The organism is Mesorhizobium sp. M0870 (assembly GCF_040319775.1).
Lineage (GTDB): Bacteria > Pseudomonadota > Alphaproteobacteria > Rhizobiales > Rhizobiaceae > Mesorhizobium.
On record NZ_JAMYOI010000011.1, the window covers coordinates 62,425 to 80,378 of the forward strand.

Annotated in this window: 17 protein-coding genes; 6 read left to right on the forward strand and 11 right to left on the reverse strand. The window is 64.4% G+C overall.

Features of this window, described 5'->3' with window-relative positions; genetic code table 11:
* Positions 1-5: 5 nt before the first annotated feature.
* The 5 genes from NKH97_RS15340 to NKH97_RS15360 all read left to right on the forward strand — a co-directional run bounded on the left by NKH97_RS15340 (position 6) and on the right by NKH97_RS15360 (position 4,119).
* The gene (locus NKH97_RS15340; RefSeq protein WP_352613387.1) at positions 6-1,280 is read left to right on the forward strand and encodes a glycosyltransferase; all 1,275 of its coding nucleotides are present in this window, start codon (positions 6-8) and stop codon (positions 1,278-1,280) included.
* A 232-nt stretch (positions 1,281-1,512) separates the two neighbouring features.
* On the forward strand, positions 1,513-1,863 hold the full coding sequence (locus NKH97_RS15345; RefSeq protein WP_352442115.1) for a cupin domain-containing protein: 351 nt from the start codon (positions 1,513-1,515) through the stop codon (positions 1,861-1,863).
* A gap of 17 nt (positions 1,864-1,880) precedes the next feature.
* Positions 1,881-2,222 (forward strand): cupin domain-containing protein, encoded by a 342-nt coding sequence (locus NKH97_RS15350; protein ID WP_352442114.1) that lies wholly within the window; start codon positions 1,881-1,883, stop codon positions 2,220-2,222.
* A 23-nt stretch (positions 2,223-2,245) separates the two neighbouring features.
* On the forward strand, positions 2,246-2,590 hold the full coding sequence (locus NKH97_RS15355) for a cupin domain-containing protein (protein ID WP_136618026.1): 345 nt from the start codon (positions 2,246-2,248) through the stop codon (positions 2,588-2,590).
* 20 nt (positions 2,591-2,610) lie between these two features.
* Positions 2,611-4,119 carry an aldehyde dehydrogenase family protein gene (locus tag NKH97_RS15360; RefSeq protein WP_352613389.1) on the forward strand — a complete coding sequence of 503 codons (1,509 nt, stop codon included), beginning with the start codon at positions 2,611-2,613 and terminating at the stop codon, positions 4,117-4,119.
* 119 nt (positions 4,120-4,238) lie between these two features.
* On the opposite strand, the gene NKH97_RS15365 is transcribed toward NKH97_RS15360, so the two are convergent.
* The 6 genes from NKH97_RS15365 to NKH97_RS15390 form a co-directional block, all read right to left on the reverse strand.
* Positions 4,239-5,003 carry a hypothetical protein gene (locus NKH97_RS15365; protein WP_352613391.1) on the reverse strand — a complete coding sequence of 255 codons (765 nt, stop codon included), beginning with the start codon at positions 5,001-5,003 and terminating at the stop codon, positions 4,239-4,241.
* A 302-nt stretch (positions 5,004-5,305) separates the two neighbouring features.
* Complete coding sequence (locus NKH97_RS15370; protein WP_023811202.1) at positions 5,306-6,067, reverse strand: SDR family NAD(P)-dependent oxidoreductase; 762 nt, start codon at positions 6,065-6,067, stop codon at positions 5,306-5,308.
* Positions 6,068-6,077: 10 nt separating this feature from the next.
* Entirely contained in the window at positions 6,078-6,890 is an 813-nt protein-coding gene (locus NKH97_RS15375) for an ABC transporter permease (protein ID WP_352555544.1), read from the reverse strand.
* The gene (locus NKH97_RS15380; RefSeq protein WP_352797710.1) at positions 6,890-7,753 is read right to left on the reverse strand and encodes an ABC transporter permease; all 864 of its coding nucleotides are present in this window, start codon (positions 7,751-7,753) and stop codon (positions 6,890-6,892) included. Before NKH97_RS15380 ends, NKH97_RS15375 begins: the two co-directional genes overlap by 1 nt.
* 73 nt (positions 7,754-7,826) lie before the next feature.
* Complete coding sequence (locus NKH97_RS15385) at positions 7,827-8,990, reverse strand: ABC transporter substrate-binding protein (protein ID WP_128304130.1); 1,164 nt, start codon at positions 8,988-8,990, stop codon at positions 7,827-7,829.
* Positions 8,971-10,107, reverse strand: coding sequence for an ABC transporter ATP-binding protein (locus NKH97_RS15390; protein ID WP_352797713.1), 1,137 nt, complete (start codon positions 10,105-10,107; stop codon positions 8,971-8,973). The genes NKH97_RS15385 and NKH97_RS15390 overlap by 20 nt, the downstream gene beginning before the upstream one ends.
* 114 nt (positions 10,108-10,221) lie before the next feature.
* Between NKH97_RS15390 and NKH97_RS15395 the strand changes: the two genes are divergently transcribed.
* Positions 10,222-11,037: a helix-turn-helix transcriptional regulator gene (locus NKH97_RS15395; RefSeq protein ID WP_352722582.1), complete on the forward strand. Its 816-nt coding sequence runs from the start codon at positions 10,222-10,224 to the stop codon at positions 11,035-11,037.
* On the opposite strand, the gene NKH97_RS15400 is transcribed toward NKH97_RS15395, so the two are convergent.
* From NKH97_RS15400 to NKH97_RS15420, 5 genes are all read right to left on the reverse strand, one after another.
* Positions 11,034-13,100, reverse strand: a complete 2,067-nt coding sequence (locus NKH97_RS15400) for a 3-hydroxyacyl-CoA dehydrogenase NAD-binding domain-containing protein (RefSeq protein ID WP_352722583.1) — start codon at positions 13,098-13,100, stop codon at positions 11,034-11,036. The genes NKH97_RS15395 and NKH97_RS15400 overlap by 4 nt on opposite strands.
* Before the next feature lie 336 nt (positions 13,101-13,436).
* Positions 13,437-14,384: an ABC transporter permease gene (locus NKH97_RS15405; RefSeq protein ID WP_023811208.1), complete on the reverse strand. Its 948-nt coding sequence runs from the start codon at positions 14,382-14,384 to the stop codon at positions 13,437-13,439.
* Positions 14,385-14,387: 3 nt separating this feature from the next.
* Positions 14,388-15,368 (reverse strand): ABC transporter permease, encoded by a 981-nt coding sequence (locus NKH97_RS15410; protein WP_023811209.1) that lies wholly within the window; start codon positions 15,366-15,368, stop codon positions 14,388-14,390.
* A gap of 1 nt (position 15,369) precedes the next feature.
* Positions 15,370-16,839, reverse strand: a complete 1,470-nt coding sequence (locus NKH97_RS15415; RefSeq protein ID WP_023811210.1) for a sugar ABC transporter ATP-binding protein — start codon at positions 16,837-16,839, stop codon at positions 15,370-15,372.
* 49 nt (positions 16,840-16,888) lie between these two features.
* Positions 16,889-17,902 carry an ABC transporter substrate-binding protein gene (locus tag NKH97_RS15420; protein WP_352442103.1) on the reverse strand — a complete coding sequence of 338 codons (1,014 nt, stop codon included), beginning with the start codon at positions 17,900-17,902 and terminating at the stop codon, positions 16,889-16,891.
* Positions 17,903-17,954 lie beyond the last annotated feature (52 nt).

Here is a 17,954-nt window from a genome sequence, read left to right on the forward strand (position 1 = left end):
GCCTGATGGCGCAGAAGACGATCGCGTTTTTTCCAGAAGCGGCCTACGGCCCGGCGCTCAATTCCGTCGGCATCGCCCAGGCGGTCGAGGCGCGCGGCCACAAGGCCGTTTTCCTGTCCGACCCCGGCTTTGTCGATGTCTACAAGGGCTACGGCTTCGAGGCGCATCCGGTGAACTTGTCCGAGCCGATGCCGCCCGAACAGATGGCGAAATTCTGGGAGGATTTCATCAACGGCCACATCCCCAACTTCCGCAAATCGCCTTACGACCAGGTCGACAATTACGTCAAGGATTGCTGGACGGCGATCGTCGACAGCGCCAAATGGGCGCAGAAGGATCTGCCGCGCGTTCTCTCAGCTATCAAGCCGGATGTCATTTGCGTCGACAACGTCATCCTGTTCCCGGCGATAAAGCAGTACGGCAAGCCGTGGGTGCGTGTCATCTCCTGCTCGGAAAACGAGATCGAGGACGAAGACATCCCGCCGCATCTCTCCGGCTGCGGCGAGAACGACCATGCCGGTCACCAGCGCTACCGCGACCATTTCAACGCGGTGATCGAGCCGATCCATGAGGACTTCAACGCCTTCCTGACTGCCAACAACGAGGCGTCCTATCCGATCGGCCAGTTCTTTGAGGCCTCGCCCCATCTGAACCTGCTGCTCTATCCCGAAGCGGCAAAGTTCAAGCGCCGCCATCCACTCGACCCGGCCAAGTTTCAGTACCTGGAAGGCTGCGTGCGGCAGGAGAAGCCTTACACGGTGCCGACCTTCGCTGAAAATAACGACGGGCCGCTGCTCTATGTCTCCTTCGGCAGTCTCGGCGCCGGCGATGTCGAGCTGCTGAAGCGCATCATCGCGACGCTGGGCATGACGCGCTACCGGGCGCTGGTCAATGTCGGCGGCTACAAAGACCAGTACACGGACGTGCCCGGCAATGTCATCGTCGAGAGCTGGTTCCCGCAGCCTTCGGTCATCCCGCAGGTCGACGCTGTTATTCACCACGGCGGCAACAACTCGTTCACAGAGTGCCTCTATTTCGGCAAGTCGGCGATCATCATGCCCTATGTCTGGGACGGTCACGATAACGCCACCCGCGTCGAGGAGACCGGCCACGGCTTCGGCATGCCGCGCTACGACTGGACCGATGCCGAGCTGGTTGCCATGATCGAGGCCTGTCTGACCGACCCGAAGATGAAGGCAAAGCTGGCCAAGACATCGGCACAGATGCAGGGGCAGAATGGGCCGGAAAAGGCGGCGGGTTTGTTGGAGGCGCTGCTGTGATTGAAGTCGTTGATACGCCGAGCCTGAGCACCCCCCTCTGGCCTGCCGGCCATCTCCCCCGCAAGGGGGGAGATTGGCAGCTTCGCCACAGGGTCTCACTCTGCAATCCCGGTGATTGGCGAAAGTCGAGACGACATCCGATCTCCACCCCTGCGGGGGAGATGGCCGGCAGGCCAGAGGGGGGTGCCCTGGCGCAGCATATGAATAGCAACCATCGCGCAGAAGCCTCCGCATGACCTCCTCCGCACCACACCTCCACCACGCCTCCACCCGAACCGATCTCGTCGACTGGGGCGCCCAACCCGACGCATTGTCAGGCACTTCGCACTCGACCGGCAGGCTCGTGCACAAGGGCCCGAACAACCAGCCGGAATCCGGCATTTGGGTGTGCACGCCGGGGCGCTGGCGCCTCAATATCCCGCGCGACGAATTGTGCCATTTCGTCACCGGCCGCGCGACCTACCGGTCAGATGTCGGTGAGCTGATAGAAATCTCCGCCGGGACTGTGGTCATGTTCCCGGCTGGCTGGACAGGCGAATGCACCGTGCATGAGACCATGCGCAACGTCTACATGCTGGCCTGACCACGGAGCTTAACGACATGCCGACACCGCACTGGCCGAAGGCCTCGAGCGTGGAACTGGAGGACTGGGGCGCGGGCAGCAACACGCTCTCCGGTTCGCCGCGCGCCTCGGGCAGGATCCTGTCCCAGAACCCGGACGGATCGAGCGAATGCGGCCTGTGGTCGTGTACGCCGGGCACGCGCAAGGTCACGTTTGGCGCCGACGAGTTCTGCCATTTCCTCTCAGGCCGTGGCAGCTATATCCATGACGACGGCGAAGAGATCCCGGTCGAGGCCGGCACGCTTGTGTTCTTTCCCGCCGGCTGGACCGGCATCTCCATCATCACGCAAACGCTGACCAAGGCCTTCATGTGCCGGTGAGCCCCCTTTTCAAGGAAATCGATATGACCACACCCATCATGAAATCCCCGCTCACTATTACCGACCTCGTCGACTGGGGTGTCATCCCGACCATGATCGAGGGCCAGTCCCACACATCGGGCAAGCTGCTGCACAAGGGGCCGGAGGGCCGCTCCGAATGCGGGCTTTGGGTCTGCACACCAGGCAAATGGCATTGCCATGTCACCCGCGACGAGTTCTGCCACTTCCTCGAAGGGCGCTGCACCTATGTGCATGAATCCGGCGAAGTCATCGAGATCGAACCGGACACGGCGGCCTTCTTCCCGCAGGACTGGAAGGGCGTCTGCACCGTCCATGAGACGATCAAGAAGGTCTACATGATCCGCTGAGCGGATCCGAGAGGATGTCCATGGATTTCTCCCCTGACCGGCCGACCTTCTTCGTCAATCCGGATTACCAGCCGATGGCCGGCGCGAGCAAACCGGTGATCGATCCGGCGACGCTGGAAACCGTCGGGGCGATCGCTGCGGCCACCGACGGCGAGATCGATGCCGCGCTCACGGCGGCGACCAGGGCGCAGGCCGCCTGGAAAAAGTTCGACGCCAAGAGCCGCGCCAAGCACCTGCATGCCGTCGCCAACGCCATCGAGGCGGCGGACTTCACCCGCTGCGCCGAACTGATGGTGCGCGAGATGGGCAAGCCCTACCCCGAAGCGATCGGCGAGATCGCCAACTGCGCGCCGATCTTCCGCTACTACGCCGAGATGGCGCGCGACGATGCCGGCAAGATCGCCGGCACGACACAGGCCGGTTCGTTCCAGTATGCGCGCTACGAGCCCTATGGCGTATCCGTCCACATCATGCCCTACAACTTCCCGATCCTGCTGATGTGCTGGACGGTCGCCGCCTCGCTCGCCGCCGGCAATGCCTGCATCATCAAGCCGGCCGAGGCGACGACGCTGTCGACGCTGGACTACATGACCGTGTTCCGCTCGCTGCCGGAGGGGCTGGTCTCCTGCCTGCCCGGCGGCGCTGCCACGGCACAGGCGCTGATCGCCTCCGACCGCACCCATGCGGTTGCCTTCACCGGCTCGGTCGCCGCCGGCAAGGCGGTGGCGGTGGCCTGCGCCGAGCGCATGAAACCGTGCGTCATCGAGGCCGGCGGCAGCGATCCGCTGATCGTCAGCCAATACGCGCCACTGGAGATCGCGGCGGCCGGCAGCGTCACCGCCGCCTTCCACCTTACCGGCCAGGTCTGCACCTCGGCCGAGCGCTTCTTCGTGGTCGATGCCGTTCATGATCGTTTCGTCGCGCTGTTCGCCGAAAAGACGCGTGCCCTGCGTGTCGGCAATGGCATGGACAAGACCGAGATCGGCCCGATGGTCAGCGAAGCCGCGCGGGCCAAGGTTATGCGTCTTGTCGACGATGCCATTGCCCACGGCGCCGAGGCGATCACCGGCGGACGCATCCCGCCTGCGCACAACACCGGCTGGTTCTACGAGCCGACGATCCTGACCGGCGTCACCCCGGACATGGCCATCGTGCGCGAGGAATGCTTTGGACCGGTCGCCGCCATCTGCCGGGTCAGGGATTTCGATGAGGCGATCCGGCTTGCCAATGACAGCCCGTTCGGGCTCGGCGCCTCTGTCTTCACCACCGATCTGGCCGAAGCCCACGAGGCGGCTGAACGGCTCGAAGCCGGAATGGTCTGGGTCAACAACCCGCTGATCGACAATGATGCCCTGCCCTTCGGCGGCTGGAAGGCCTCGGGCCTCGGCCGCGAGCTTGGCCGCCAGGGGCTGGATGCCTTCCGCCGCTCCAAAATGGTGATCATCGACCACAAACCGACAATCCAGGAATGGTGGTATCCCTATCCCGACAGCTGGTTCCGCGCGACCGGCGGCCGCAAGCACGTCTGAGTGTTTCGAACCTCGCCAGCTCCGGATGCCAGTCCATGGCCGGGAAAAAGAAAGATGCCGCCGGGCGAAGTCCGGCGGCATCTTTCTTCGATTGGCTACTGCCGTTCAACGGCAAGTCGTTACGGCGTCGTTTCTGCTTCCATCGCGGCAGCCGTCTGGTCGATCTTGCCGGCAAGGACCCCTTGGGCCCAGGCCGTGACGTCGTCGTCGACCGGCTTGTTGGCCATGTCCGTCAGCGCCGCGTCGAGCGATGCATCATCGGTGCCGACCTCTGCCGCGGCAGCCGCCTCATTGGCGGCGGTGACCTCTGCCTCCTGGGCAGTGATTTCGGCCTGCAGATCCGTTATCTTCCCAGGCAAGGCCGCCTGATCCTCGGGCGTCATGGCGGCAATCTGCTCGGGCGTCAGCGACGTCAGCGCGGTCAACTGAGAATTCAGCGCATCCAGCTTCTCCTGGGCCGCCTCAGCGGCGGCCTCGGCGACCTTGGCTTTCGCGGACTGCGTCACGAAAGCCTGGATGGCGGCGAACTTCTTGCTCTTCGAGTTCATATAGGCGTTGATGTTGCGCTGAAGCGAGTTCAGCCGGCCGAGCTTGGCGTGGATGTTCTTCTCCTTGGGAACCGACGAGACCTTTGTGGTTTTGTCGACCGTGGTGTCATCCGTTTTGGCCTTTGCCACCTGCCCCCGAGCCGAGGAAGACTTGCCGTGCGAAGCGCCGCTCTTGCCATTGCTATTGCCGCCGTTACCGCCGGCATTTCCCCCGCCGTTGCCGTTGCCACCGCCATTGCCGCCGCCGTGGCCATTGCCGCCGGCTCCGGCGAGCGCCGGAGATGCCAGAAGCGCCAATGCGGCAAGCGCCGCGAACAGAGTTTTTCGGTTTGTCATGGTAATCTCCTCGGGGAATCGCCGCCCTTCGCCCACCGCTAGGCGACCGTCGTATGAGGAATTACTAATTGTACAGAGTAAACTTTAGACAAATGTTGTCTCAATACGCGATCTGACAACCCGCCGGCACCATAACTAATTGATATTTAACACAAATCAACGCTCTTGATCGGCCATGGCACTGAAGTCCCATGCCGGCCGGACCATAGTCCTATCTGCCGACCAGCGGCACCAGGAAGGTCGTAGAGCAGTGTATTGGAAAGGCGCTGAAATAAAGGAGGTTGATGACGAAAGCATAGGTCTCAGCCGATGCTTTCGCCGCCATCGATCACCAGCGCCTGGCCGGTCATGAAGGATGAGCGGTCGGAGACGAGGAACAGGATCGCTTCGGCGATCTCATCGGCGCTGGCCCAGCGCCCCATCGGAATCTTGGTGCGGACATAGGTTTCGATCGCCTGGCGTCCGCCCATCTGGGCGATGAACGGTTCGTTGAACGGCGTGTCGACCCAGCCCGGACAGAGCGCGTTGACGCGGACATTGTGCCGGGCATAGTCGAGCGACATCTGCCGCGTCATTGCCACCACCGCGTGTTTGGAGGTGGCGTAGGCGATCATCTCGCGGTCGTAGAACACACCCGAATTGGAGGCGGTGTTCAGGATGACGCCGTTGCCTCGTGCGATCATCGACGGCATGACCATCCTGGCCGCCAGGAACTGCGCCCGCACATTGACCCGCCATGACGCGTCCATGCCGCCGACCTCGACCTCGGTCAGCGTTCCCCCGACCTGGATGCCGGCGTGATTGTGCAGGATGTCGATGCGCCCGTGCCTCTCGATCGTGCCGGCAATGAGCTTTTCCAGCGCCCCATCGTCCGCGACATCGGTCGCGATCGCCTCGGCCTGCCCGCCCATTGCCCGCATCTCCGAAGCCGTTGCTTCGCCAGCGGCCTGATCCCTGTCGGCGATGACGACCACCGCGCCTTCCCTGCCCATGATCATGGCGCCGGCGCGCCCGATGCCGGAGCCGGCGCCTGTCACCACGGCGATGCGGTCTTTGAGGATCATGATGCGACTTTCAGTTCGACGGCTTGCGCCGGCGCAATTGCCATTGGGCAAGCACCACGAGCAGCACGGAGGCGACGAGCACGATCGTCGCGATAGCATTGATCTCCGGCGTCACGCCGCGCCGGATCGACGCGAAGACATAGATCGGCAGCGTCGTCTGCGCCCCGGCGACGAAGAAGGCGATGATGAAATCGTCGAAGGAAAAGGTGAAAGCGAGCAGGAAGCCGGCAACGATGGCCGGCATGATCTGCGGCAGCACGATCGAGCGGAACGTCGTCAACGGCGTGGCGTAGAGATCGCTCGACGCCTCGACCAGATTGCGGTCGAGGCTGCCGAGCCGCGTGCCGACGATCATCGTCACCAGCGCCATGGAGAACAGGCCGTGCGCTGCGATGATCGAGCCGTAACCGAGCGCCAGGCGCGGCGGCTGGTCGTCGGGCCAGATCGAGGCGAGGAACGGATTGACGACCGTGAACAGCTGGACGAGCGCGACCAGCGTCGAAATGCCGATGACGACGCCCGGAACGACGATCGCGGCGCCCAGAAGCGCATCGAATACCGCGCGTGTTCTGATGCCGACACGCGCCAGGCCGAGTGCCGCCGCCGTGCCGCAGAACGCCGCCAGCAAGGCGCTAGTGGTAGCGATGAACAGGCTGTTCTTCAGCGCTTCGACCAGGAACGGGTTCGCCAGCGCCGTACCGTACCACTGAACCGAAAAGCCGGTGAACTCGCTGGCATGGCGGCCGGCATTGAAGGAGAACAGCACGACCAGGGCGATCGGCAGATAGAGGAAAGCGAAGACGGCAATGACGAAGGTGCGCATCAGATCAAATCCACCCGGCGAGCGCCCGAAACCCGGGTCGAAATGCGGTTGGCGGCAATCAGCACCACCACCGAGACCAGCACCAGCGTGATCGCGATGGCCGATCCGAACGGCCAGTTGCGCGATTGCAGGAATAGGTCGACCAGTGCGTTGCCGATGAAGAACACCTTGCCGCCGCCAAGCAGCGTCGGGATCAGATATTCGCCGAGCAGCAGGATCATGACCAGCGAGAAGCCGGTCATCACGCCCGGCAGCGACAGTTTCAGGGTCACGCTGAGGAAGGTCGAGAGCGGCGTCGCGCCGAGATCGGCGGAGGCTTCCAGCAGCCTGCGGTCGAGCCGCTCAAGGCTGACATAGATCGGCAGGATCATCAGCGGCAAGTAGCCATAGACGATGCCGAGCAGCACCGCGCCCGGCGTGTTGATCAGCCTGATATCCTCGAAACCGATATAGGACAGCAGAGCCGGGATGCCGCGCCCGCCCAGCACATACATCCAGGCATAGGTCCGCATCAGGAGGCTAGTCCAGAACGGGATGACGACCAGCGCCAGCAGGATCAGCCGCCAGCGCTGCGGTGCGCGCAGAGCGAGGTAGTAGGCAACCGGGTATGCGACGAGCAGGCAGGCGAGCGCTCCCACCGGCGCCAGCACCATCGTGTTCCAGAAGGCGGTCGCCCGCGCCGGAAGGTTGGCATATTGCGCGAACGTGAAAGCCGCCTGATAGCCGCCTTCCGGCGCCCGCTCACCGACGCTGAACACCGCGATGGCGATGAATGGCAGCACCAGAAACACCACCAGCCACGCGGTCGCCGGACCGAGCAGCATGGCGGTCAGAAAATTCCTGCGAAGACGGCTGCCGTGCATGGAGAGATTTGCCCCGTGCCGGCGGGTATGAACCCGCCGGTCAACTTATCCGAAAAGAATTTGAGGCCGTCGCTCAGGCCGACTTGAAGCGCGCCATCAATTCGGCGCGGCCGGGATCCGTCAGCGTTGCCGCCGCGCCGAATTCCAGCGGCGTCAACAGGTCGGCCGCCGGATAGAGGATCGGATTGTCGAGCACTTCCTTGGGCAGCAGCTTGTTGACCCGCGCATCGGTCGACGGCGCACCATTGGCCAGGTGCTCCTTCACCGCCACCTGCGGATTCATCAGATAGTTGAGCAGGGCATAGCCGGCCGGCTTGTTCGGCGCATCCTTCGGAATGGCGTAGAAGTCGGTCCAGATCTCGCCGCCTTCCTTGCCCAGCACATAGGCGATCTCGGGAATGTCGCGATGCAGCTGCGCGCCGTCATTCGTCCAGCACATCGTCATCCAGGCGTCGCCGGCGCGCATGCCCGGCTGGTAGTCGGAGGAGACCGCGAACAGATGCGGCTTGACCTTCAGCAGCAGTTCCTCCGCCTTGGCCAGTTCGTCCTGCTTGAGCGAGTTGAACGAGTAGCCGTAATATTTCAGCGCATTGCCGATCGTGGTCAGCTGGTAGTCATGCACCATGGTGCGGCTGTCGCCTTCGGCCATGGCGGTGTCCCAGAACTCCTTCCAGCTCGTCATCGGCTTGGTCAGCTTCTTGGTGTTGACGGCAAAGCCGGTGGTGCCCCAGTTCTTCGGCACCGCATAGGTCACCCCTTCGATCGTGCCTTCCCCGGTGAAGCGCGGATCCTCCTGCGAGCCATCGAAATTCGGCAGCTTCGCCATCTCCAGCGGCTCGATGATGCCGAGTTTCTTGTAAGTCGAGATCGTGTAGTTGGTCGGCACGAACAGGCTCCAGCCCGAGGCGCCGGCCTGCAATTTGGCCAGCATCTCCTCGTTGGAGCCGAAGACATTGACCTCGACGGCGACGCCGGTGTCCTTCTTGAAATTCTCGAACGTCGCCGGGTCATGGTAGTTCGGCCAGGTGGCGATCGACATGCGGTCGCCAAGGCTTTCGGCGGCAAAGGCCGGTGTCGGCATGATGCCGATCTCGCGCGCCATCACCGCCGTGGCAATGCCAAGGCCGGTGAGGCCAAGAAAGTCGCGTCGGCCGATCGAGCCGCGCTTCAAACGCATCAGCTGATCGACAAAATTCTTGGGGCTTATCGGCAGTCCGTCACGATATGATTTCGACATGTTTATCTACCCTCTGGTTGGCCCCGTTGTTCTTGGTCTCCGCAAACGCCAGCGGCGTTCCGGAGGCAAAGCCGATGGCGACGGGTTCACCCGGCTTGAAGAGATTGCCGTGGCCGATCAGGTGATCGGCCTTGGCCAGCAGCGTTCCGATGCCCTGGACCTCGATCGCGTATTCCGCCGTCGAGCCCAGGAAGATCCGGTTGCGGACGACGCCTTTGAATGGGCCGCCTGTCTGAGCGCCGAGACTGAGCGATTCAGGACGCAGGCTGACCGAAACGGCCTCGCCTTGCTGCAGGGCGGTTCGTTTGCGCGCTGCAATGACGGTGCCGTCTGCAAGCGCCACCTCCACCAGATCGCCCGAATGTCCGGCGACGGTACCGCTCAAGAGATTGGTCTTGCCGACGAAATCGGCGACGAACAAATCGGCCGGTTCGTCATAGATCTCGCTTGGCTGTCCGAGCTGGACGATGCGGCCGCCATTCATGACGCAGACGAAATCGCTCATCGACAGCGCTTCCTCCTGGTCGTGCGTGACCAGCACGAAGGTGATGCCGATCTCGCGCTGCAGGTTCTGCAGCTCGATCTGCATGTCGGTGCGAAGCTTCTTGTCGAGCGCCGCCAGCGGCTCGTCGAGCAAGAGCACCGCCGGTTTGTTGACCAGGGCGCGGGCAAGCGCCACACGCTGCTGCTGGCCGCCCGACAGTTCGTGGATCTTGCGGCGGCCATAGCCGGCGAGCCGCACCATTTCCAGCGCTTCCCCCGCTCTTGAGGCGATCTCGCGCGACGACAGCCTTGGCCGCGCCTGACGCAGCCCGTAGGCGACGTTGTCCTCGACATCGAGATGCGGAAACAGCGCGTATTGCTGGAACACCATGTTGACCGGCCGCCGGTAGGGCGGCGTGCCGGCCATGTCCTGGCCGCGAATGAACACCTGGCCTTCGCTCGGCTGTTCGAAACCGCCGATCATGCGCAGGCAGGTCGTCTTGCCGCAGCCGGATGGTCCAAGCAAGGCGACAAAGGCGGAGGGCGGGACAGCGAGATCGATGCCGCTGACCGCGGTCACCGCGCCATAGCGCTTGGTGACGCCGCGAAACTCGATGTCGGGCACTGCGGTCAAGGCTGATGGCTCCAGCAACAGGGCAATATCGGGACGCTACCAGAGCCAATGGCGGCTAGTATATACCTCTCAGGTGGTATATCTGATCTATTTTCTCGTTTAAGGGGGTATGGATTGTCCCGCAGCGACGAATACAGCCAGCTCGCCACGCTCGTCGCGGGGACGCGGGAGACCAGCGGCGACCTGTTCGGCAATGCGCTGGTCGATTGGCTGCGGCTCCATGTCAGCTTCGACCACTGCGTGGTGTTCGGCTATCGCGGCGCGGCGCGCCCGCCGCTGCTGTTCGAAACCTTCTCGCCGGCCGAAAGCCACGTCTTCGTCGCGCTCTATCAGGAGGGGCCGTATCTGCTCGACCCGTTCCACCACGCTGCGGTCGAGCGCAAGGAAGGGTTCTGGCGCATGCGCGAACTGGCGCCGGACCGCTTCTATGCCAGCGAGTATTTCCGCTCCTACTACAGCCAGACCAGGCTGGCCGAGGAGGTCGGCTTCTTCGTGCCGCTGCCGGGCAAGGATGCGCTGGTGTTGTCGCTGATGCGGCTGCGCGCTTCAGGCCCGTTCGGCACCGCCGATGCCAGGTTGCTGCGCGACATGGCGCCGGCGGTGATCAGCTTCGCCAGGCTGCGCTGGCCCGCCCTTCCGGCCGACGAACCGGCAGAGGCGCAGCAGGACGAGACGACCGCTCCAGTCAACGAGTTCGACCGCGCCCATATCTGGCAAAGCCTGTCGCTGACGCCGCGCGAAAAACATGTCGTTGACCTGGTGCTGCAGGGGCATTCGACGGAATCGATCGCCAGGGCCATGCGCATCGTGCCGGGCACCGTGAAGGTCCATCGACGCAACATCTATCGCAAGCTCAAGATCAAGTCGCAGGCTGGCCTGTTCGCACGTTTCGTCGAGATCATCGACGCGCGGATCCGGCAGGACCCCTAACCGCCGGCTTCCCACGATCCGGTCTCGGCCATCCGCTTCAGCAGCGGCGCGGGCTTGAACACGTCCTTGCCCGTCCGCTGATGCCAGTACTCGAGCCGCTCGATGAGCCTGGCCGGGCCTTCAAGGCCAGCCCAGAACAGCGGTCCGCCCTTGCCCACGGGAAAGCCGTAGCCATTGACCCAGACGACATCGATGTCGGACGCGCGGGCCGCTATGCCTTCCTCCAGGATCTTGGCGCCCTCATTGATCAGGGGGTAAAGCGTGCGCTCGATGATTTCTTCCGCACTGATCGCGCGCGGCGCGATGCCCCTCTCGGCGGCCTTGTCGCGGATCAGCACCTCGACCTCCGGATCCGGGGCCGGGGTACGCGAACCGTTCTCGTAGAGATAGAACCCCCAGCCGGTCTTCTGGCCGAAACGCCCTTGTTCGCACAGCGTATCGGCGATCACGGCCGACAGGCCGCGTGCCTTGCGGTTGCGCCAGCCAATGTCGAGACCGGCGAGATCGCCCATCTGGAAAGGCCCCATCGGCCAGCCGAAATCGGTAAAGGCCTGGTCGATCTGGCTGGGCGTCGCACCCTCCAGAAGAAGCGCTTCCGATTCCGAGCCACGCGCGGCCAGCATGCGGTTGCCGACGAAGCCGTGGCAGACGCCGACGACGACCGCCACCTTGCCGATCCGCCGCGCCAAGTCGACGACGGTCGCCAGCGCATCGGGCGAGGTCTTGTCGGCGCGCACGATCTCCAAGAGCTTCATGACATTGGCCGGCGAGAAGAAATGCAGGCCGAGCACATCCTGCGGCCGCGAGGTCGAGGCGGCGATTTCGTTGATGTCGAGATAGGAGGTATTGGTGGCGAGGATCGCGCCTGGCTTGGCCACGGCTTCCAGCTTGCCGAAAACCTCCTTCTTGACCGCCATGTCCTCGAACACCGCCTCGACGATCAGGTCGCAATCGGCGAGATCGGCATAGTCGGTGGAGCCCTTGAACAGGGCGAGGCGCTCGCGCTTGGCATCTGCCGTCAGCGAGCCGCGCGTGACGGACACCGAGTAGTTCTTGTCGATGGTCGCCAGCCCGCGCTGCAGCGCCTCATGGCTGGTTTCCAGCATGGTGACCGGGTAGCCGCCATTGGCGAAGGCCATGGCGATGCCGCCGCCCATCGTACCGGCGCCGATGACGCCGACGCGGGCGATCCTGCGCTTGACGATGTCTTTTCCGGGAAGCTTTGCCGCCTCACGTTCGGCGAAGAACACATGGCGCTGCGCCCGCGACTGGTCGCTGGCGACCAGCTTGACGAACAGCGCACGCTCCGCCGCCAGCGCCGCATCGAAGGGCAGCATGACGGCATTGCGCACCGACAGCGCACAGGCGATCGGCGCCTCGAGCCCGCGCGCTTTCCTGGCAAGATCCGCAGCCTCGGCGTCGAAAGCCGCGAGGTCGGTCTCCTTGAGCCCCTCATTGCGATCACGCACCGGCGTAAAGGGACCACCCTTGCGGGCTATTTCCCTGGCGAAGTTCACGGCATGCGTGGTCAGACCGCCTTCGAAGACGGCATCGACCAGACCGGCGGCATGCGCCTCGGTCGCACCGACCGGCGTACCGGAGACGACCATCCTGAGCGCCTTCACCGCGCCGACCAGGCGCGGCAGCCGCACCGTGCCGCCGCCCCCCGGCAACAGGCCGAGCTTCACCTCCGGCAGGCCGAGCTTGGCGCCGGCATCGGCGACGCGGAAATGGCAGCCCAGCGCCAGCTCCAGCCCGCCGCCGAGCGCGGTGCCATGGATGGCGGCGACCGTCGGCTTGGCGATGGTCTCCAGCACAGCCACAATGGCGCGTAGCTCGGGCTGTTCCATCGGCTTGCCGAATTCGGTGATGTCGGCGCCGGCGACAAAGGTCCGGCCCGCGCATGCAATGACGATGGCGGCAACCGACGGATCATCCCGCAACTCGACCAGCGCCTGCATCAGCGGTTCGCGGACATGAAAGCTCAGCGCGTTGACCGGCGGGTTGTCGATGGTGACGATGGCGACGTCGCCGTCTCGGCTGACCTTCACAAAATCGGACAAGCAAACCTCCGGACAATGGTGAACGGCCTGCAGCCGCGCGATTGGATTTACAGCGCTATGACGTGGATGGAAACCAGAGGGAGGCCTGGCACAATGATTAGCGGCTCGAGGTGCCCGGCTGCCATCATCGCCGAAGTAGAGATCCTTCACACCCCCCTCTGCCCTGCCGGGCATCTCCCCCGCAAGGGGGGAGATCGGACGTCACGACGGCCTTCCCAATTTTCAACGTTGAAAGGCGGACGAAACGGCGAAGCTGCCGATCTCCCTCCTTGCGGGGGAGATGGCCGGCAGGCCAGAGGGGGGTGCTGTCCCGCCAGCGTCGGCGTCCTGCTCCCGCTACCGCGGCGCTTTCTGCCCGCCCGCCGCCGTGATCACCCCGACAATGATCAGCCCCGTGAGCAGCAATCGCACCCCGGCACTCACCCCAAACGTGTTGAGCATGGTCAAAAGCAGCACCAGGAACAGCGCCGCGCCCCACACGCCAGGCACATTGGCCTTGCCGCCGGCTACCGACGTGCCGCCGATGACGACGACGGCGATCGAGGCCAGCAGATATTCATTGCCGATGTCGACATTGGCGCCGCGGAAATAACCGGCGAGCAGCGCACCGTCGATGCCGCCGAGCGCGCCCGACAGCGTGTAGGTGAGGAAGCGGATGCGGCCGACATTGACGCCGGCGAGCCACGCCGCCCGAATGTTCTGGCCGATCGCCAGCACCGAGCGGCCATAGATCATACGCTGCAGGGCGACGGCCGCACCGATGGTGAACAGCACGGTGAGGATCGCCAGCACCGGAATGCCCAGCACCTGCCGGTTGGCGAAATCGGCGAAGCCCGGCGGCGGCTTGATCTGCAAGCCGCGTCCGTAGCTGATGTCGATCGACTGGATGATGAAGCTGGCCGACAAAGTGGCGATGATCGGCGGGATGCGCAGCGCCCAGATCAGCAGATAGTTGGCGGCGCCGATCGCCGCCCCGCAGGCAAGCGCCGCCAGCAGCCCGACCGCGATCATGGAATCGTTGCCGTCCATCACTTTCATCGCGACGGCGCTGGCAAGGCCGATATTGGCCGGCAGCGACAGGTCGACATTGCCCGGCCCCAGCGTGATGACGAACATCTGGCCGACGCCGACAATGACGGTGAACACCGCAAGCGACAGGGCCGCAGTGACCATGCCGCCGGCGCCATAACCGCCGGTGAAGGCGATCGTCGCCAGCCACACCAGAAGCGCGCCAATGAACGACCAGATCCAGGGTTTGGTGAGCAGCGATTTCACCGATGTCATCGCTCACCTCTCCTTGCGGCTGATCAGCACCCGCGCCGCCAGCACGATGATCAGGATGGCGCCGTTGGCGGCCACCTGCCAGTCGGGCGGGATGTGCATGAAGGTGAGCAATGGCGATGCGGCCAGCGCCAGCGTCAGCGCGCCGATCACAGCACCTATCGGCGATACCCGGCCGCCGACGAATTCGCCGCCGCCGAGGATGACGCCGGCGATCGCCAGCAGCGTGTAGCCATTGCCGATATTGGCATCGGCCGAGGTGGTGATGCCGATCAGCGCCATGCCGGACAGCACGCCGAACAGACCCGCGAGCGCAAACAGCACGATCTTGGTCTTGAGCAGCGACCAGCCGGCGCGCCCGAGTGCCGCCGGATTGCCGCCGGACCCGCGCAGGATCACGCCGTAGGAGGTGCGCATCAGGCCAAAATGAACGATGAGGCCGATCAGCAGCGCGGCGATGATCGGGAACGGCACGAAAGGCGGCTTGAACGCCATCAGCCCGAGCAGCCAGTCCGGCGCCTTGCCGCCGGGTTTGGGCAAAACGAGAATGGCGAGGCCCTGCCAGACGAAGCTCATGCCGAGCGTCACCACGATGGAAGGCAAATTGCGCAGATGGATCAGCGCGCCGAGCAGCGCATAGACACCGATCGATCCGAGCAGGATGGCGGCACCGATGAGCGGCGCGTCCTTCAGCCAGGTCGCCGTGACGCAGCCGACGAAGCCGACGAAGGTGCCGATCGACAGGTCGAGCTCGTTGCCGGCAATGACGAACATCTGCGCGATCGTCGCCAGGGCGATCGGGATTGCCAGGTTCAGCATCAGGCTGAAGCCGAAATAGCTGATGGCGCGCGGGTTGAGCCAGGCGATGGCGAGCAGCACCAGCGCCAGCGACAGCGCGGGCAGCAGCCCGCGCAGCAGGCGCGCGCGGGCAAGCGCGCCACGTTCGGCGGATGTCCTGGCGGCGGTGTCGAGGCTGGCGGCCGTCATCTCAGGCCGCATCGCCGAAGGAGGACTGGATGATCTTCTCTTCGGTCAACTCGTCGCGGCGCAGATTGGCGACGATGCGGCCGTTCTTGAAGACATAGATGTGGTCGCAATTGTCGAGCTCTTCGGTTTCCGTGGTGTACCAGAGGAAGGTGCGGCCTCGGGCGGCCTCTTCGCGCACGAGGTCGTAGACCTCCAGCTTGGTGCCGATGTCGACGCCGCGCATCGGGTCGTCCATCAGCACGATCTGCGCGTCCGAGCCGAGCGCACGCGCAAACAGCGCCTTCTGCTGGTTGCCGCCCGACAGTGAAAAGATGTTGTTGTTCATATCCGGCGTGCGGATGCCGATCTTCTTTTGCCAGAATGCAGCAAGCTCCGCCTCGCGCTGCGGCGAGATCAACAGCCCGCTGCGCAGCCGCGCCAGCGAGCGGATGCCGATATTCTCAGCAATCGACCATTGCGGGAAAATGCCGTCCGACTGACGGTCGCCGGCGACCAGCGCCACAGGTGCCGTCACCTCGATGCCGGTTCGGGCCCGCGACGCCGCAGCGAAGATCGCCAGCAGCAGGTCAGTCTGGCCGTGGCCAGCCAGCCCGGCAAGGCCGATGATCTCCCCGGCACAGGCGACAAGGTCGGTGCCGTCCTTCTGCGCAGCGGGCCGCGCCCGAACCCGCAGCGGACTGGCGGCGGGCTTGGCAGCCGCGATTTGCGCCGCAATCTTCTGGCGCGCTTCCGCGCCGCCCATCGCCGTCACCAGCCGGTCGCGGTCGAAGGCGCTGGCGGCGTCGGCGACAACCACCTTGCCGTCGCGCATCACCACGATGCGGTCGGCGTTGCGCAGCACCTCGCCCAGCACATGCGAGATCAGGATGCAGCTTTTACCGCCGGCAACGAAGCGGCGCACGAAGGCCAGCAATTGGCCCGCCGTATGCGCGTCGAGCGACGAGGTCGGCTCGTCGAGGATGACGAGGTCGAGCCGGTCCTGAGTGGCGGTGAAGGCGCGCGCCACCTCGACCATCTGGCGCCGGCCGATCGACAGGTCGCCGACGATGTCCGCCGCCGAAATGCTGTGGCCCGGAAAGATCTCGTCGAGCTTGGCGGCGATCAACTCGGCCGCCTTGCGCCGCCAGCCAAATCCGCGCAGCGAAGCGTGGTTGATGCGCGTGTTCTCGGCGACGCTGAGATTGGGGCACAGCGACAGTTCCTGGAACACGCAGCGTATGCCGAGCTGCTGCGCGCGCGACACCGAGTAGTTGTCCTCGGTGTCGCCATGCACGCCGATCTGCCCGCTGTCGGGCACCAGCGTGCCCGCCACCATGTGCATCAGCGTCGATTTGCCGGCGCCATTATGGCCGACGAGACCGACGCACTCGCCGGGGCTGACGTGAAAATCGACGCCGCCCAGTGCGCGAACGGCGCCGAAATGCTTTTCGGCGCCGTTCAGTCTGATGATGTCAGCGTTCCCTTCAGGCATGCTCAACGATATCCGCTCGGCGATACGGACGGCAACGCTGCCGTTATGCTCACTTGATGTTGGCTTTAATGGCCGCGATCGCGTCTTCCTGCGTGTATTCGTGGCTGGCGACGCCGCCCTTGGGGATCTTCGGCAGCTCGGCCTCGAAATCGTCCTGTGTGAAGGCCAGGTACGGCACCAGCAGATCGTGCGGAATGTCGGTGCGGCCGTCGAGCACCTGCTGCGCCACCCAGAAGGCGAGCGACGAGACGCCGGGCGCGATCGAGGCCGACCAGGTCTGGTAGCCGTCCTTGTCCTTCTGTTCCTTCCACCACTGCAGCTCGTCCTGGCGGTTGCCCATGATGATGGTCGGACGCGGCTTGCCGGCGGCGGCGAAGGCCTGGGCCGCACCGTAACCGTCACCGCCCTGGTCGACGACGCCGACGATGTCGGGCAGCGACGGCAGGATGGTCGCCACCGCCTTTTGCGCCGTCGTCTGGTCCCAGTCGCCGGTTACCGAACCGACGATCTTGAACTCGGGATGGGCGGCGACGCCTTCGAGGATGCCGGCATGGATGGCATCGTCGATCGAGGTCCCGGCAAGCCCACGGATTTCCAGAAGATTGCCGCCCTTGGGCTGGAATTTGGCCATCTGCTCGACTTCCTGCTTGCCCATGTCCTTGAAGTCGACGACGACGCGGTAGGCGCAAGGCTCGGTCACCGTGCCGTCGAAGGAGACGACGACGATGCCGGCATCGCAAGCCTGTTTGATGGCGCCGTTGAGCGCATCCGGCGAGGCGGCGTTGATGACGATCGCGTCATAGCCCTGCAGGATCAGGTTCTGCACCTGTGCTGCCTGCGTCGGCACCTCCTTGTCGGCGGTGGTGAAGATGTCGGCCGCGCCGACGATCTTGTCGGCGACCGCCTTCTTGGTGACGATGCCATAGCTGTCGAGCATCGCCTGCCGCCAGGAATTGCCGGCATAATTGTTGGAAAAAGCGATCTTCTTGCCACTGGTGTCGGCCAGCGCCGTGCCCGAGGCGAGCATTGCGGCCAGAGCGCCCAGAACGAACAGTTTCTTCATGTCGTTATCCTCCCAGATGTGTTGACTGCTGCATTCCCACCGGCTTTGACCC

Excerpts from the sequence above, each read along its gene's own strand:
- NKH97_RS15380 (WP_352797710.1), bottom strand. The coding sequence starts at position 7,753 with ATGCACGGCAGCCGTCTTCGCAGGAATTTTCTGACCGCCATGCTGCTC.
- NKH97_RS15405 (WP_023811208.1), bottom strand. The coding sequence starts at position 14,384 with ATGACATCGGTGAAATCGCTGCTCACCAAACCCTGGATCTGGTCGTTC.
- NKH97_RS15340 (WP_352613387.1), top strand. The coding sequence starts at position 6 with ATGGCGCAGAAGACGATCGCGTTTTTTCCAGAAGCGGCCTACGGCCCG.
- NKH97_RS15350 (WP_352442114.1), top strand. The coding sequence starts at position 1,881 with ATGCCGACACCGCACTGGCCGAAGGCCTCGAGCGTGGAACTGGAGGAC.
- NKH97_RS15375 (WP_352555544.1), bottom strand. The coding sequence starts at position 6,890 with ATGCGCACCTTCGTCATTGCCGTCTTCGCTTTCCTCTATCTGCCGATC.
- NKH97_RS15360 (WP_352613389.1), top strand. The coding sequence starts at position 2,611 with ATGGATTTCTCCCCTGACCGGCCGACCTTCTTCGTCAATCCGGATTAC.
- NKH97_RS15415 (WP_023811210.1), bottom strand. The coding sequence starts at position 16,839 with ATGCCTGAAGGGAACGCTGACATCATCAGACTGAACGGCGCCGAAAAG.
- NKH97_RS15370 (WP_023811202.1), bottom strand. The coding sequence starts at position 6,067 with ATGATCCTCAAAGACCGCATCGCCGTGGTGACAGGCGCCGGCTCCGGC.
- NKH97_RS15420 (WP_352442103.1), bottom strand. The coding sequence starts at position 17,902 with ATGAAGAAACTGTTCGTTCTGGGCGCTCTGGCCGCAATGCTCGCCTCG.
- NKH97_RS15355 (WP_136618026.1), top strand. The coding sequence starts at position 2,246 with ATGACCACACCCATCATGAAATCCCCGCTCACTATTACCGACCTCGTC.
- NKH97_RS15410 (WP_023811209.1), bottom strand. The coding sequence starts at position 15,368 with ATGACGGCCGCCAGCCTCGACACCGCCGCCAGGACATCCGCCGAACGT.
- NKH97_RS15365 (WP_352613391.1), bottom strand. The coding sequence starts at position 5,003 with ATGACAAACCGAAAAACTCTGTTCGCGGCGCTTGCCGCATTGGCGCTT.
- NKH97_RS15345 (WP_352442115.1), top strand. The coding sequence starts at position 1,513 with ATGACCTCCTCCGCACCACACCTCCACCACGCCTCCACCCGAACCGAT.
- NKH97_RS15385 (WP_128304130.1), bottom strand. The coding sequence starts at position 8,990 with ATGTCGAAATCATATCGTGACGGACTGCCGATAAGCCCCAAGAATTTT.